A 15524-nucleotide genomic window follows, 5' to 3' on the forward strand; every position below is an offset into this window, starting at 1 on the left:
GAGGGATCGATTGCCGAGATGCGGGCTTACCTGGCGACGGGCATCGATGCGTTCTTCACCGATGACCCGGCGCTCGGCCAGCGGCCGGCACTACCAAGAGAATCAGTTCCCCGCCGCGCCCATCCCATCCACCGCCTGCCGGCCGAGCGCCGGGTCATCGGTGAAGAACGCATCGATGCCCGTCGCCAGGTAAGCCCGCATCTCGGCAATCGATCCCTCGGCATTGCGCGCGCTGTCGGCACCCTTGCGCAGGTTGCTGGGCTGGAAGTGGTTTTCCGGGCGGAAGGTGTACGGAATCACCATCAGGCCAGCGGCGTGCGCATCAAGTACCAGCGAGGTCGGCGTGCCCAGCGCACCCTTGGCATCCAGTGGAATGATCGAACGCAGCTCGGGGCCGATACCATCGGCGTAGCCGGCAATGTCCTTCAGGCCGGCCGGGGTCATCATCTGCGCATAGGTCAGCGCGCCGCCGGCCTTGACGATGTCGGCCGGCTGGGTATCGCCCTTCCACAGCAGCTGCAGCAGCCGGATGTTGCTGCCCCGGCCGATCCTGCCGCGCAGGTAGCGCAGGTTGGCGGTCTCGAACGACTGGATCGTGACCGGCCCGACATTGGTGTACGCGTTGCCACGCAGTGCGGCCAGCAGCTTGTCTTCCATCGGCAGGCCGATGGACTGGAAGTAGGTCGGGTGCTTGATCTCCGGCACCAGGCCGATGCCGCGGTTGGCACGCCCGGCCTGCTGCACCAGGAAGGCCAGGATCTCGTCCAGGCTGGCGATGCGGAACTGGCCGTCGTAGGCAGTACTGCGCAGCTCCGGCAGGCGCTCACGCGCGTACAGGGTCTTCAGCTCGGCCAGGGTGAAGTCTTCGGTGAACCAGCCGTCGACCTTCTGACCGTCGATCACCTTGCTCGTGCGGCGGCTGGCGAACTCCGGATGCGAGGCGACGTCGGTGGTGCCGCCGATCTCGTTCTCGTGGCGGGCCACCATCACCCCGTCCCTGGTCATCACCAGGTCCGGTTCGATGTAGTCGGCGCCATCGGCGATCGCCTGCGCGTACGACGCCAGGGTGTGCTCGGGCAGCAGTGCGCTTGCGCCGCGATGACCATAGACCGACACCTTGGGTGCGGCCGGGGTGGAGGATTCAGCACTCATGGCCACCGATGGTGCCACGGCCAGCGACAACAGCAACGCACAACCCCACGACTTCACTGCGACTTCCCCAAGCGGTATGTGATGGCCGTCAGTATGCGGCGGCAATATGACAGGTGGGGGAAGCCTGCACCTGTAGAGCCGAGCCCATGCTCGGCTGACCGGTAGAACAGCCGAGCACGGGCTCGGCTCTACAGTTACTTGCCGATGCAGAAACTGGAGAAGATCCTTCCCAGCAGATCATCGGCACTCATCTGCCCGGTGATCTCACCCAGCGCATCATGCGCCAGCCGCAATTCCTCGGCGGCCAGCTCCAGGTGCTCGTGCGCCAGCTCGCCATCGGCGCGCTGCGCGTGTTCCTGCGCTCGCTCGATGGCATGCACATGGCGCGTGCGCGCGGAGAACTCGCCATCCACCTGCTCCCCTGCCCCGGCCGAGGCAATCGAACGCAGGCGCGCATGCAGGTCGTCCAGCCCGGCGCCGGTGGCGGCCGAAACGAACACGCGGTCCGGGTCGTCCAGCGCCGGCAGCACACCGAGCAGGTCCGACTTGTTGTGGATGTAGATCTTGTGCGGCACCGCTGCCACGGCATCACCCAGCGCCGCCTGCCCGGCCGCCGGATCGCGCGCATCCAGCACGATCAGCGCCAGGTCGGTGCGCTCGATTTCCACGTGGGCGCGGCGCATGCCTTCGCGTTCGATGGCGTCGCCGCCGTCGCGCAGGCCCGCGGTGTCGACCAAGGTCAGCTCCAGGCCATCCAGGCGGATGGTCTCGCGCAACGTGTCGCGGGTGGTGCCGGCGATGTCGGTAACGATGGCGCGTTCGCTGCCGGCCAGTGCGTTCAGCAGTGAGCTCTTGCCGGCATTCGGCGGACCGATCAGCACGGCATGCAGGCCATCGCGCAGGCGGCGGCCACGTTCGGCGTCTCGGCGCAGCAGGGCCAGATCACTGCGCGCCTGTTCCAGGCCACGCCGCACCTGCGCGCCACCGAGGGTATCCAGCGGTTCGTCGGCGAAGTCGATGGCCGCTTCCACGTGGATGCGCAGCAGCACCAGTTGCTCGACCACGGCGTCGATGCGCCGCGAGAACACACCATCCAGCGAACGTCGCGCGGCGCGCGCGGCGCGATTGTCGCCGGCCGCGATCAGGTCGGCGATGGCTTCGGCCTGGGCCAGGTCGAGCTTGCCGTTGAGGAACGCGCGTTCGCTGAACTCGCCCGGCCGCGCCTGGCGCGCACCGAGCGCGATGCAGCGCGCGACCAGTTGCTGCAGCAGGACCGGACTGCCGTGGCCCTGCAGTTCCACCACCTCTTCGCCGGTGAAGCTGTTCGGTGCCGGGAACCACAGCACGATGCCATCGTCGATGACCTCGCCATCGGCGTCGCGCAGGCGTGCGTAGTGCGCATGGCGCGGGCGCAATGCAGGCGCACCCAACGCGTTGGCGATGGCCGCAGCGCGCGGACCGGACAGGCGCAGCAGGCCGACACCGCCAGCGCCCGGAGCGCTGGCGATGGCCACGATGGTGTCGGTGCGGATCGCGTCGTTCATGGTTCAGAGTTTCTCCAGCTGCGCGCGTGCCTGCGCTGCACCACTGCCCTGCGGCTGCAGCGCCAGGTAGGTCGTGTAAGCCTGCTTCGCCTTGGCCTTGTCGCCGGCGTTGAAGTAGGCATCGCCCAGGTTGAGATAGGCCACCGCACGCGACGGATCGATCTTCAGCGTGTTCTCCAGCCAGCGTGCGGCTTCGGCGTAGCGCTGCTGACGGTAGTAGACGAAGCCGAGGTTGTTGGCGGCCTGGGCGAAGTCCGGACGCAGCTTCAGTGCTTCGGTGAACTGCGCGGCTGCCTCGTCGTATTGCTTCTCGCGGTACAGCTGCAGGCCACGGTCGTTGGCCTGCTGCGCGCGCTGGCGGTCGGACGCCGGGCCGGCGGAGGGCACTACCAGCTTGGCCTTGCCGCCCTGCAGGTCAGCCACCGTCACCGGTGCCTGGCTGCCCTTGGCCTCGCTGGCGGCCTCCACCTTGTTGTTCAGCGCGATCGCATCGGCGGTCAGCTGGCGCGTATCGGCATTGAGGAATTCCTGGCTGTCCGGCACCTGGAACACGAACTCGCCGCCCTGCGAACCGGGCAGGCTGCCGAAGGCCGGGGTCTGGTGCGAGACCGCCGATACGGCCGGCGCCACGTAGGCGGCCAGCTCGGTACCGGTGATCAGGCCGTCGCCGTTGAGGTCACCCTTGCCGGCCAGCGCCTGCAGCAGCACCCAGGTGAACACCGAGTGGCCGTTGGGGCCGGCATCGGCCACCTGCTGGTCGGCACCACCGGCGGTCAGCATCTGCCGCGCGCTGCGACGCGCGTTCTCGCGCAGGAACGACGACGACGACGGGCCGCCACGGGTCAGGCCCAGGCCGCTGTAGCAGGCATCCATCACGAACATCGCATGCTTGGCCTGCATGCTTTCGGCGATGTTCTGGATGTCGGTCATCGCAATCGCGTCGGTGGCGAATTCCTTCGGATCCGAATCGACCGGGATGATGTAGCCGAGGTCGCGCCCTGAGGCGAGCTGGCGGGTCGCGCCATGGCCAGCGAAGAATACGAACACGCGGTCGTTCTTCCCGGTGCGATCGTCAGCCAGGCGGTCGTGGAAGGCCGCGAGGATGTTGTTGCGCGTGGCCTGCTCGTTCTTCAGCACGATCACCTGCGAGGACGGGAAGCCGAACTGCCCGGTCAGGGTATCGGCCACCGCCTGCGCATCATGGCTGGCGTATTCCAGCTTCGGCCACTTGGCGTAGTTGTCGATGCCGACCACGATCGCCCACGACTTCTCGTAGCCGGTGGTGACGGTGGCGGCAGCGGCATCACCCTTGCGCGCACGGGCCACGGTGAAGTCGCGGCCGTTCCAGCCGGCAAACTGGTAACCCTCGGCGATCAGCCGGTCGAGGATCTGCGGCAGCGCCTTCACTGCGCGATCGTGGATGTCATGGAACAGGATGATGCCGCGCTGCTCCTTGTTCACCTGGTCGAGTACGCGCTGCACGATCGATTCCGGCACCGGGTCGGCCCAGTCCATCGAGTCGATGTTCCACATGATCGACTTCAGCCCGGCCTCGTTGAGCAGCTGCAGGCCTTCGGCATTGCGCGCACCATACGGGAAGCGGAACAGCGGCGCGCGCTTGCTGTCGACATCCTTCAGCAGCGTGTCGGTGTCCAGCACCTGCTGGCGCAGGGCGTCGCCGGTGGTGCGCGACAGCTGGGCGTGGGTCAGGCTGTGGTTGCCGACCGCATAGCCCTGTTCCATCAGGTTGCGGCTGATCTTCGCCATCGGGCCGAGGCTGACCTTGCCATCGGCCTCGACCTTGCCCAGGTTGCGGCCCACTTCGAAGAACACGCCCGGCACGTCGTAACGCTTGAGGATGGCCACCACTTCATCGGTGTAGGCCTTGTGCGGACCGTCGTCGAAGGTCAGCACCACGGTCTTGGCCGGCAGGTCTCGGCCGAAGATCTCGCGGTCACTGTCCTTCATCGACATCGGATAGGGCTCGATCACCCCGTAGTCGCGCAGGATCGCTTCACGGCTGTAGTCCTTGTGCAGGTGGGCGATGTAGTCGTCCCACTTCTCGCGCTTCAGTTCGATGGCGCGGGTGCGCTCGAAGCGGCTGAAGATGCGGGTCAGTTCCTGGTTGTAGTTGCGCTCGATCTCATCGAGCGCTTCCAGATCCTCACCGATGCGCTGGTGCAGCTTCACCGCCGGCAGCGAGGAATCGGTGCCGACCCGCTCATGCAGGTCACGCAGCACTTCACGGAAGGCCAGGCGATCGGCGTCGAACAGTTCCGGCGCAGACTCGATGTAGTCCAGCACCGTGCCGAGAGTGGCAAAGCGCTGCGGGCTGGAACCGCGCAGCAGGGTGTCGAACTGCGCGGCGATGGTCGTGCGCTGTTCCAGGCCATCGTGGAACAGCTGCTGTCCCACACGCGTGGAGGTGCCGCGGTCGGCGGTCGACTGCTGCTCCTCGTCGGGCAGCAGCACGATGATCCGGCGGTAGCCATCGAGTTGCTTCTGCAGCGCGGCCAGCAACGGCGCGGCGGCCGGATCGGCAGCGGCGGCGGCCTGCGCGCTGGGCTGGGTGACCGTGCTCGCCGGCACCTTCGCGTCCTTGTCGCCACAGCCCGCTACGGCCAGGGTCAACAGCAGCGAGGGCAGGAACAGGCGGAACGACGACGCACGCATGGCGGACTCGAAGATGGGAGGAACGGTGTGCAGGCGATTCTAACGCCGCATGCGAAAAGCCCGCCTTGCGGCGGGCTTCTGCTGGGGTCAGCCGGCCAGCGGCCGGCTCTACCGATTACTTCTTTTTGACCGGGGCCGGAGCGGTGGTGGCCGGGACCGGCTCGCCGCCATGGCGCTTGGTCATCCACCACTGCTGCAGCAGGCCCAGGCCGCCGTTGACCACCCAGTACAGGACCAGGCCGGACGGCATGAAGGCCATCATGACGCCGAACACCAGCGGCATGAACTGCATCATCTTCTGCTGCATCGGGTCCATGCCCGGTGCCGGGGTCAGCTTCTGGGTGAACCACATCACCGCCACGTTGATCACCGGCAGGATGAAGTACGGGTCGCGAGCAGTGAGGTCCTGGATCCAGCCGAACCAGGGCGCCTGGCGCAGTTCGACCGATTCCACCAGCACCCAGTACAGAGCGAAGAAGATCGGCATCTGGATGAGGATCGGCAGGCAGCCGCCCATCGGATTGATCTTTTCCTTCTTGTACAGCTCCATCATTGCGGTCTGGAACTTCTGGCGGTCATCGCCATAGCGTTCCTTCAGCTGCGCGATGCGCGGCTGGAAGCGACGCATCTTGGCACCGCTCTTGTACTGGGTCGCCGACAGCGGGTACAGCACCAGCTTCAGCAGCACCACCAGGCCGACGATCGCCCAGCCCCAGTTACCCACCAGCTTGTGCACCTGGTTCAGCACCCAGAACAGGCCCTGGCCGATCACCGCCATCATCGAGAAGCGGCTGTAGTCGACCACGCGGTCCAGGCCCGGCACGTCTTCCTTGGCAATCAGGTTGACCAGCTTCGGGCCGACCCACAGGCGGGCTTCGGTGCTGGTGGACTGGCCTGGGGCCACGGTGAAGGCCGGGCCACGCGCTTCGATCAGGTCACGACCGGCCACCTGCGACAGTACGTAGTGTGCGGTCTGGTCCTTCTGCGGGATCCAGGCGGTGAAGAAGTGGTGCTGCAGCATCGCCAGCCAGCCGCCGGTGATGTTCTGGTTGAGCGTGCCGTCTTCCAGGTAGTCCTTGAACGCACGACGCTGGTACTTCTTGTCGTTGTCGTACCAGGTGGCACCGTTGAAGCTGAAGGAGTCCGGGTTGGTCATGCTCCGCGACAGGATGGTCGGGGTGCGGTCCAGGGTGCGGTAGACGTAGCCGTTCCACGGCGCGGCGCCGGCATTGCTGACTTCGTCCTTGAAGCGCACGGCGTACTCGTTGCGCGAGACAGTCAGGGTGCGCTTGATGGTCACGCCGTTGTCGGCAGTCCACACGAACGGGATCTGCAGCTCGTTCTGGCCCTTGGCCAGCACGAAGTCCTTGGTGTCACCGACCAGCTTGAAGCCGTCGGCGCCGGGAACCGGGGTGTTCTTGTCTTCGCTGGCCCAGCCACTGATCGCGCTGTACGGATGCGCGGGGTCTTCGGTCAGCAGGCGAACCGGCGGGCTGCCTTCGTCCTTGGTCTGCGGGAACTGCAGCAGCTCGGCGTCGAGCACGCGGCCACCATCAAGCACCAGGCGCAGCACGTCGGTGGTGACGGTCACGCGCTGGCTGGCCGGGGTGGCACTGGCCTGCGCCTGCACAGCGGCCTGGCCCGGGGCGCCCGGGACCTGTGCACTGGGAATGCTGCCCGAGGCAGCGCCCGGAACACTCTGTACGGCAGCCGGGGCCGACGTGGTCGTCGGTGCCGGGGTCGGAGCAGCCTTTTCACGGCTCCACTCCATCCACAGCAGCACGGCCACCATCAGCCAGGCAAAAATGAGGAATACGCGGGTCTGGTTCATCAGCGGACAGGCTCGGCGGGGCCGGGACGCGATGCCGGCTCGGTCAAAGAAGGAGTTGCGATGCCATCAGGCGGCGGCATTGTGCCGTCCACGCCCGGCGCGGGCAATGCACGCAGGCGACGCAGCAGGCGCAGGAAGGCCTGGCGGATCTCGTCGTTGCTGGCGGAACGCGCAGCACTACGGGCCACGACGACGAAGTCGCCTGGCTGGATATCGGTACGTGTCTGACGCAGGATGTCGCGCAGGACGCGCTTGATCCGGTTACGCCCAACGGCGTTCGGATCGACCTTGCGGGAAACCGCCAGACCCAGCCTGGCCGGCCGGTCAGCCGGCAGCCAGTGCAGGGTCATCAGCGGATCGGACACACGGCGGGCGCCGTTGAAGACCGTTGAGTATTCGGCACGCGTGCGAACCCGCGCAGAGCGAGGGAATCGCTTGCGCGGGTCTGCAGTATTCACTGTCGAAGGGATTGCGTCTGCCGCAGGGTGCGGCATGGCAATCAGGCGCTCAGGACTTTGCGGCCCTTGGCGCGGCGACGCGACAGGATCTTGCGGCCGTCAGCGGTCTTCATACGGGCACGGAAGCCGTGGTCGCGCTTACGCTTGAGGTTGCTGGGCTGGTAGGTGCGCTTCGTGGCCATTGGGGGCCTCTCGTATGAATGGGACGGAAAGAACCGGAAATTCTAGAGAGGTCTCCCCCCTCACGTCAACCCCTGGGGACTACGCGAATTCACCGGGCTGTGCAATAGCTGTGGATGTTTTTGTGAATAAGTAGGGGACAAGCATTCCGAAGGCGGGCGCTCGGTGGTAGTCTGAGCCATCCATTTCCCCCCTTTCCGGCCTGTGTTTGGGCGCCTTGTCGCGTCCATGCCCCGGCCACCGGACGATTATTGCTGATGGATGCTTGGTCCCGTAGTCTCGAGCGCCTCGAAGCGGAGTTCCCGCCGGAAGACGTTCATACCTGGTTGAAGCCGCTGCAGGCCGATCTGCGCGTGGACAGCCTGGTGCTGTATGCACCGAATGCCTTCATCGTCGACCAGGTCCGCGAGCTGTACCTGGCCCGGATACGCGAACTGCTGGCTCACTTCGCCGGTTTCAGCGACGTTTTTCTTGAAATCGGCTCGCGCCCGCGCCCCGTGGAGGCGCAGAACGCGCCGGTTTCCACGTCGTCGGCGCCTGTGTCCAGCGAACCGCAGGTGCCGTTTGCCGGCAATCTGGACAATCACTACACCTTCGCCAACTTCGTCGAAGGGCGCAGCAACCAGCTGGGCCTGGCCGCTGCCTTCCAGGCAGCGCAGAAGCCGGGCGACCGGGCCCACAACCCGCTGTTGCTGTACGGAGGCACCGGCCTGGGCAAGACCCACCTGATGTTCGCCGCCGGCAACGCGATGCGCCAGGCCAATCCAGTCGCGAAGGTGCTGTACCTGCGTTCGGAACAGTTCTTCAGCGCCATGATCCGGGCCCTGCAGGAAAAAACCATGGATCAGTTCAAGCGCCAGTTCCAGCAGGTGGACGCGCTGTTGATCGATGACATCCAGTTCTTCGCCGGCAAGGACCGCACGCAGGAAGAGTTCTTCCACACCTTCAACGCGTTGTTCGATGGCAAGCAGCAGATCATCCTGACCTGTGACCGCTATCCGCGCGAGGTCGAAGGCCTGGAAGCGCGCCTGAAGTCGCGGCTTGCCTGGGGCCTGTCGGTCGCGATCGAACCGCCGGACTTCGAGACCCGCGCCGCGATCGTGCTGGCCAAGGCGCGCGAACGCGGTGCCGAGATTCCCGATGATGTTGCGTTCCTGATCGCCAAGAAGATGCGCTCCAACGTGCGCGACCTCGAGGGCGCGCTTAATACCCTGACCGCCCGCGCCAACTTCACCGGCCGCGCGATCACCACCGAATTCGCTCAGGAAACCCTGCGCGACCTGCTGCGCGCCCAGCAGCAGGCGATCAGCATTCCCAACATCCAGAAAACCGTTGCCGACTACTACGGCCTGCAGATCAAGGATCTGCTGTCGAAGCGTCGGACCCGCTCGCTCGCTCGCCCCCGCCAGGTCGCCATGGCCCTGACCAAGGAACTGACCGAGCACAGCCTGCCCGAGATCGGCGACGCCTTTGCCGGTCGCGATCACACCACGGTGCTGCATGCCTGCCGCCAGATCCGGACCCTGATGGAAACCGACGGCAAGCTCCGCGAAGACTGGGACAAGCTGATCCGGAAGCTGAGCGAATGATGCACGGATGCCGATGAGGCGTCATCGCACAAAACGGTGCAGAATCCGGTAGCAAGCGCGGGACACGTTGTGGATAAAAATGGCGTCTGAAATCCCGTCGAATTTATCCACAGCTTTCCCCACCCCTTGGGGGTCGGTAATACAGAGGGTTTCGATGCCTGAAACTCCTTTATTTACAAAGACTTAGCATTGTTTTCCAGCGATTCTGTCTCTACCAGCACCACCAAGCTTTTGATTTATTCCACATTTTTTAAAGCATAGGGGCACGGAACCACATGCGTTTCACACTGCAGCGCGAAGCCTTTCTCAAGCCGTTGGCACAGGTCGTCAACGTGGTCGAACGCCGCCAGACCCTTCCGGTTCTGGCCAATTTCCTGGTCCAGGTGCAGAACGGCCAGCTGTCGCTGACCGGTACCGACCTGGAAGTGGAGATGGTGTCGCGGATCGCGGTTGAAGACGCCCAGGACGGCGAAACCACCATTCCCGCCCGCAAGCTGTTCGAGATCATCCGCGCCCTGCCCGACGGCAGCCGGATTACCGTCTCGCAGACCGGTGACAAGATCACCGTGCAGGCCGGTCGCAGCCGCTTCACCCTGGCCACCCTGCCCTCCAATGACTTCCCGTCGGTTGACGAAGTGGAAGCCACTGAGCGCGTGGCCATCGGCGAAGCGACCCTGAAGGAGCTGATCGAGCGCACTGCGTTCGCGATGGCGCAGCAGGACGTGCGCTATTACCTCAATGGCCTGCTGTTCGATCTGCGCGGTGACGCCCTGCGTACCGTTGCCACCGACGGCCACCGTCTGGCGCTGTGTGAAACCGACCTGGCCAAGCCGAGCGGTTCCAAGCGCCAGATCATCGTGCCGCGCAAGGGCGTGACCGAACTGCAGCGCCTGCTGGAAAGCGGTGATCGCGAGATCGAGCTGGAAGTCGGCCGCAGCCACGTCCGCGTCAAGCGCGACGATGTCACCTTTACCTCCAAGCTGATCGACGGCCGTTTCCCGGATTACGAAGCGGTGATTCCGATCGGTGCCGACCGTGAAGTGAAGGTTGATCGTGAAGCGCTGCGCGCCTCGCTGCAGCGCGCTGCGATCCTGTCCAACGAGAAGTACCGCGGCATCCGCGTGGAAGTGTCGCCGGGCAACCTGAAGATCAGCGCGCACAACCCGGAGCAGGAGGAAGCCCAGGAAGAGATCGAAGCCGATACCACGGTCAGCGATCTCGCCATCGGCTTCAACGTGAACTACTTGCTGGATGCCCTCTCCGCCCTGCGCGATGAGGAAGTCATCATCCAGCTGCGCGACTCCAACTCCTCGGCGCTGGTGCGTGAGTCCAGCAGCGAGAAGTCGCGTCACGTGGTGATGCCGCTGCGTCTCTGACAGCAGCGCTGTTCCACGTGGAACCGAACGACGCCCGGGATTTTCCCGGGCGTTTTTTTTACGTTCCACGTGGATCATCGGGCTGAACCCTTTCCAGCACGGATTTCGAACGGACAGCATCTTCCTTGATGGACCCGGTTGCGTGCGCTTTGCTTCCCAGGCCGAACTGGCGACGGGACTTTGAGTCGATGCCAGGGACTGCCTCCGAATCATGTTTGATCGGGGCCGATACCTGGGGTCTCAACGCAGTTGCTATGGACCTGTCTGGTCGGATGCCGAAGCGCATCCACGCTGCGGCGACCGTGCTCGCTGTTCCTGAAATCCTCTCTGTCCACAGGACCCATTCGGGACAGATCGGGCCAAGCCTAGCTTCTAAATCTGGGTATAAATCTAAAGCATGGTGGTGATGGTAGAGCCAGATTTCGTGGAAAAATGTGTTATCTGCATGATTTAAAAGGAATTTATGAGGGTGAAACCCCCTGTATAGAGGCGCCTCAGGCTGGGGGGGAACCTGTGGATAGTTTCCAGACCCAGGCAGAAGGGCTTTTTTATCCACAAATTGCCCATACCTTGTGTATAAGTCATACAGTCCCGCTGTGGACAGCGTGAAACGAATGGTCCGGATTCTTTGAAATCTGTGGAACCTCCCAGGGCATCGGATCTCAGATTTGGAGGAATCCGGGCGCCCGCCCGCTCACCCGGCCGGGCAAGCGCTCATCAAACACCTGCGGCAGTGGTCCTGAAATCGTTGAAATCTGGCGGGCCACGCCCCGCAACCCTGTGCAGAATTGAAGGAATTTCAGCTGCGTCCGGAGCTGGAAACGGGCATGCCGGTGAACCGGTGCCACGTGGAACCCGCGATCAGTTGGTGCGCGGGAGCTTCTGCTCCGCATCGATGCGGGTGCAGCGCGTCCGGCTTGACCGATGCAGTAAGCTGATGGATTCCCTTCCCCTCTACCGCCTCGAGCGGATGGTCGTTCGCGCCCCATGCTTATCCGCCGCCTCGCCTTGCACCAACTGCGTCGCTTCAGTGCGGTGGATCTCTTGCCCCAGCCGGGGCTGAACCTGCTCACTGGCGACAACGGTGCCGGCAAGACCAGCGTGCTGGAGGCCCTGCATCTGATGGCCTATGGCCGGAGCTTCCGCGGCAGGGTTCGCGATGGACTGGTGCGCCAGGGCCAGGAGGCGCTGGAGATCTTCGTGGAATGGGACGAACAGCGTGCCGACCACGCGCCGCATCGCCGAAAGGCCGGCCTGCGCCACAGTGGGCAGGACTGGAAGGGACGATTGGACGGTGAAGATGTGGCTCAGCTCGGCAACCTCTGCGCAGCGCTGGCGGTAGTGACGTTTGAGCCCGGCAGCCATGCGCTGGTCAGCGGCGGTGGCGAGCCCCGCCGTCGCTTTCTGGATTGGGGTTTGTTCCACGTGGAACCTGATTTCCTGTCCTTGTGGCGCCGCTATTCAAGGGCGCTGAAGCAGCGCAATGCCCTGCTCAAGCAGGGCGGCCCGTCGCGGATGCTGGACACCTGGGATCACGAGTTGGCTGAGGCCGGAGAGCCCCTTACCAGCCGGCGTCAGCACTACCTGGAGCGGCTGCAGCAGCGTGCCGTGGCGCTGGCTGCCAGTTTGGCGCCGCAACTCGGCATCCAGGCCCTGGAACTCAGTCCGGGCTGGCGTCGGCATGAGCTTCCCCTGGCAGATGCTCTGCTTCTGGCCCGGGATCGTGACCGCCAGGCCGGGTACACCTCGGTTGGGCCGCACCGGGCGGACTGGAGCGTGGATTTCCACAGCATTCCTGGTCGCGATGCATTGTCACGCGGTCAGGCCAAGCTGACCGCATTGGCGTGCCTGCTGGCGCAGGCCGAGGACTATGCAGAACAGCGCGGCGAATGGCCGGTGATCGCACTGGACGATCTGGCCTCCGAACTGGATCGGACCCACCAGGCGCGGGTATTGGAGCGCCTGCTCACCGGCCCGGCGCAGATCTTCGTCACCGCTACTGAGCCTCCGGCGGCCCTGCAGGAATTGACCCAGATCGCCCGGTTCCACGTGGAACATGCACAGATCGTGGCTGTGCCATAGTGGGCACATCAGGGCCACTCGACCCCGGCTGGTATAATTCGGGTTGGAATCCTTTCATTCTCGGCACATCGCCCCAAGCGGTGCCCGACCTGCGGAGCCTACGGCAAGCGCAATGAGCGACGAACAGAACACCCCGGCAAACAACGGCAATTACGACGCCAACAGCATTACCGCCCTGGAAGGCCTGGAGGCTGTCCGCAAGCGACCCGGCATGTACATCGGTGACGTGCATGACGGCACCGGTCTGCACCACATGGTGTTCGAGGTTGTCGACAACTCGATTGACGAAGCGCTGGCCGGCCACGCCGACCATGTCGCGGTGACGATCCACGCTGACGGCTCGGTCTCGGTGTCCGACAACGGCCGCGGCATTCCGACCGGCAAGCACGAGCAGATGAGCGCCAAGCTCGGTCGCGAGGTCTCCGCCGCCGAGGTGGTGATGACCGTCCTGCACGCAGGCGGCAAGTTCGACGACAACAGCTACAAGGTTTCCGGCGGCCTGCACGGCGTCGGCGTCAGCGTGGTCAACGCGCTGTCGCAGAAGCTGCTGGTGGACGTGTTCCAGAACGGCTCCCACTACCAGCAGGAATTCAGCAACGGCGCGGCCGTGACCCCGCTCGCCAAGCTGGAAGCCACCACCAAGCGTGGCACCACCGTGCGCTTCTGGCCGTCCACCGTCGCCTTCCACGACAACGTGGAATTCCACTACGACATCCTGGCCCGCCGTCTGCGCGAGTTGTCGTTCCTGAACTCCGGCGTCAAGATCGTTCTTGCCGACGAGCGCGGCGACGGCCGTCGCGATGACTTCCACTACGAAGGCGGCATCCGCAGCTTCGTGGAGCATCTGGCCCAGCTGAAGACCCCGCTGCACCCGAATGTCATCTCCGTCACCGGCGAGCACAACGGCATCGTCGTGGAGGTGGCGCTGCAGTGGACCGACTCCTACCAGGAGACGATGTACTGCTTCACCAACAACATCCCGCAGAAGGACGGCGGTACTCACCTCGCCGGTTTCCGCGGTGCGTTGACCCGCGTGCTCAGTAACTACATCGAGCAGAACGGCATCGCCAAGCAGGCCAAGATCAACCTGACCGGCGACGACATGCGCGAAGGCATGATCGCGGTGCTGTCGGTGAAGGTGCCGGACCCGAGCTTCTCCAGCCAGACCAAGGAGAAGCTGGTCAGCTCCGACGTGCGTCCGGCGGTGGAAAACGCCTTCGGTGCGCGCCTGGAAGAGTTCCTGCAGGAAAACCCGAACGAAGCCAAGGCGATCGCCGGCAAGATCGTCGATGCCGCGCGTGCGCGTGAAGCTGCGCGCAAGGCCCGCGACCTGACCCGCCGCAAGGGCGCGCTGGACATCGCCGGCCTGCCGGGCAAGCTGGCCGACTGCCAGGAAAAGGACCCGGCGCTGTCCGAACTGTTCATCGTCGAGGGTGACTCGGCAGGTGGCTCGGCCAAGCAGGGCCGCAACCGCAAGAACCAGGCGGTGCTGCCGCTGCGCGGCAAGATTCTCAACGTGGAACGCGCGCGCTTCGACCGCATGCTGTCCTCCGACCAGGTCGGTACGCTGATCACCGCACTGGGTACCGGCATCGGCCGCGACGAGTACAACCCGGACAAGCTGCGCTACCACAAGATCATCATCATGACCGACGCCGACGTCGACGGCGCCCACATCCGCACCCTGCTGCTGACGTTCTTCTACCGTCAGATGCCGGAGCTGATCGAGCGCGGTTACGTCTACATCGGCCTGCCGCCGCTGTACAAGATCAAGCAGGGCAAGCAGGAGCTGTACTTGAAGGATGACCCGGCGCTGGACAGCTACCTGGCCAGCAGCGCAGTGGAAAACGCTTCACTGGTGCCGGCCACCGGCGAGCCCGGCATCGAAGGCCTGGCGCTGGAGAAGCTGCTGCTGGCCTACGCCGCCGCGCTCGATTCCATCGAACGCAACGCGCACCGTTATGACCGCAACCTGCTCGAAGCGCTGGTCGATTTCGTGCCGATGGACATGGACAGCCTGCGCAATGCGGGCGAAGGCGAAGGCCTGGATGCGCTGGCCAAGCGCCTCAACCAGGGCAGCCTGGGCAGCCCGCGTTTCAGCCTGGAACTGCAGGAAGCCAACGACGAGCGCCCGGCCGCCGTGCTGGTGACCCGTCGCCACATGGGCGAGGAGCACATCCAGGTGCTGCCGATGTCGGCGTTCGAGAGTGGCGAACTGCGTGCGATCCACCAGGCCTCCAAGCTGCTGCACGGCCTGGTGCGCGAAGGTGCAACGATTTCCCGCGGCGCCAAGTCGATCGAAGTCGACAGCTTCGCGAAGGCGCAGAACTGGCTGCTCGAGGAGGCCAAGCGCGGCCGCCAGATCCAGCGATTCAAGGGTCTGGGTGAAATGAATCCGGAGCAGTTGTGGGATACCACGGTGAACCCGGAGACCCGTCGCCTGCTGCAGGTGCGCATCGAGGATGCGGTCGCTGCCGACCAGATCTTCAGCACCCTGATGGGCGATGTCGTCGAGCCGCGTCGCGACTTCATCGAAGACAATGCGCTGAAGGTCGCCAACCTGGATATCTGACACAATCGGGACCTGGCCGGTGCGCGGGGAGCTGCACCGGCCTTCGTCCCTTGAACACAGGTACCTG

The 15524-nt window shown here is 64.8% G+C and carries 10 protein-coding genes; 4 read left to right on the plus strand and 6 right to left on the minus strand.

Annotated features, from left to right (window positions below; genetic code table 11):
* Window positions 1-102: 102 nt before the first annotated feature.
* The 6 genes from ACM0PY_RS17525 to rpmH all read right to left on the minus strand — a co-directional run bounded on the left by ACM0PY_RS17525 (window position 103) and on the right by rpmH (window position 7840).
* Entirely contained in the window at window positions 103-1209 is a 1107-nt protein-coding gene (locus tag ACM0PY_RS17525) for a glycerophosphodiester phosphodiesterase family protein (RefSeq protein ID WP_180885167.1), read from the minus strand.
* Window positions 1210-1346: 137 nt separating this feature from the next.
* Window positions 1347-2696 (minus strand): tRNA uridine-5-carboxymethylaminomethyl(34) synthesis GTPase MnmE, encoded by a 1350-nt coding sequence (gene mnmE / locus ACM0PY_RS17530; RefSeq protein WP_134971194.1) that lies wholly within the window; start codon window positions 2694-2696, stop codon window positions 1347-1349.
* A 3-nt stretch (window positions 2697-2699) separates the two neighbouring features.
* Entirely contained in the window at window positions 2700-5369 is a 2670-nt protein-coding gene (locus tag ACM0PY_RS17535) for a polysaccharide deacetylase family protein (RefSeq protein WP_180885165.1), read from the minus strand.
* A 115-nt stretch (window positions 5370-5484) separates the two neighbouring features.
* Entirely contained in the window at window positions 5485-7200 is a 1716-nt protein-coding gene (gene yidC / locus ACM0PY_RS17540) for a membrane protein insertase YidC (protein WP_095378862.1), read from the minus strand.
* The gene (rnpA, locus tag ACM0PY_RS17545) at window positions 7200-7694 is read right to left on the minus strand and encodes a ribonuclease P protein component (RefSeq protein ID WP_072168770.1); all 495 of its coding nucleotides are present in this window, start codon (window positions 7692-7694) and stop codon (window positions 7200-7202) included. Before rnpA ends, yidC begins: the two co-directional genes overlap by 1 nt.
* A 5-nt stretch (window positions 7695-7699) precedes the next feature.
* The gene (gene rpmH, locus ACM0PY_RS17550) at window positions 7700-7840 is read right to left on the minus strand and encodes a 50S ribosomal protein L34 (RefSeq protein WP_005411729.1); all 141 of its coding nucleotides are present in this window, start codon (window positions 7838-7840) and stop codon (window positions 7700-7702) included.
* Window positions 7841-8095: 255 nt separating this feature from the next.
* On the opposite strand from rpmH, the gene dnaA reads away from it, so the two are divergent.
* The 4 genes from dnaA (at window position 8096) to gyrB (ending at window position 15457) form a co-directional block, all read left to right on the plus strand.
* Entirely contained in the window at window positions 8096-9427 is a 1332-nt protein-coding gene (gene dnaA, locus ACM0PY_RS17555) for a chromosomal replication initiator protein DnaA (RefSeq protein ID WP_061480432.1), read from the plus strand.
* Window positions 9428-9702: 275 nt separating this feature from the next.
* Window positions 9703-10803 (plus strand): DNA polymerase III subunit beta, encoded by a 1101-nt coding sequence (gene dnaN, locus ACM0PY_RS17560; protein WP_005411731.1) that lies wholly within the window; start codon window positions 9703-9705, stop codon window positions 10801-10803.
* 987 nt (window positions 10804-11790) lie between these two features.
* A complete protein-coding gene (gene recF / locus ACM0PY_RS17565; RefSeq protein WP_005421208.1) occupies window positions 11791-12885 on the plus strand; it encodes a DNA replication/repair protein RecF in 1095 nt (364 codons plus the stop codon).
* A gap of 112 nt (window positions 12886-12997) precedes the next feature.
* Entirely contained in the window at window positions 12998-15457 is a 2460-nt protein-coding gene (gyrB, locus tag ACM0PY_RS17570) for a DNA topoisomerase (ATP-hydrolyzing) subunit B (protein ID WP_134971198.1), read from the plus strand.
* Window positions 15458-15524: the final 67 nt, after the last annotated feature.

The sequence above is a fragment of the Stenotrophomonas sp. BR163 genome, assembly GCF_047520985.2.
GTDB classification, from domain to species: Bacteria; Pseudomonadota; Gammaproteobacteria; order Xanthomonadales; family Xanthomonadaceae; genus Stenotrophomonas; species Stenotrophomonas sepilia.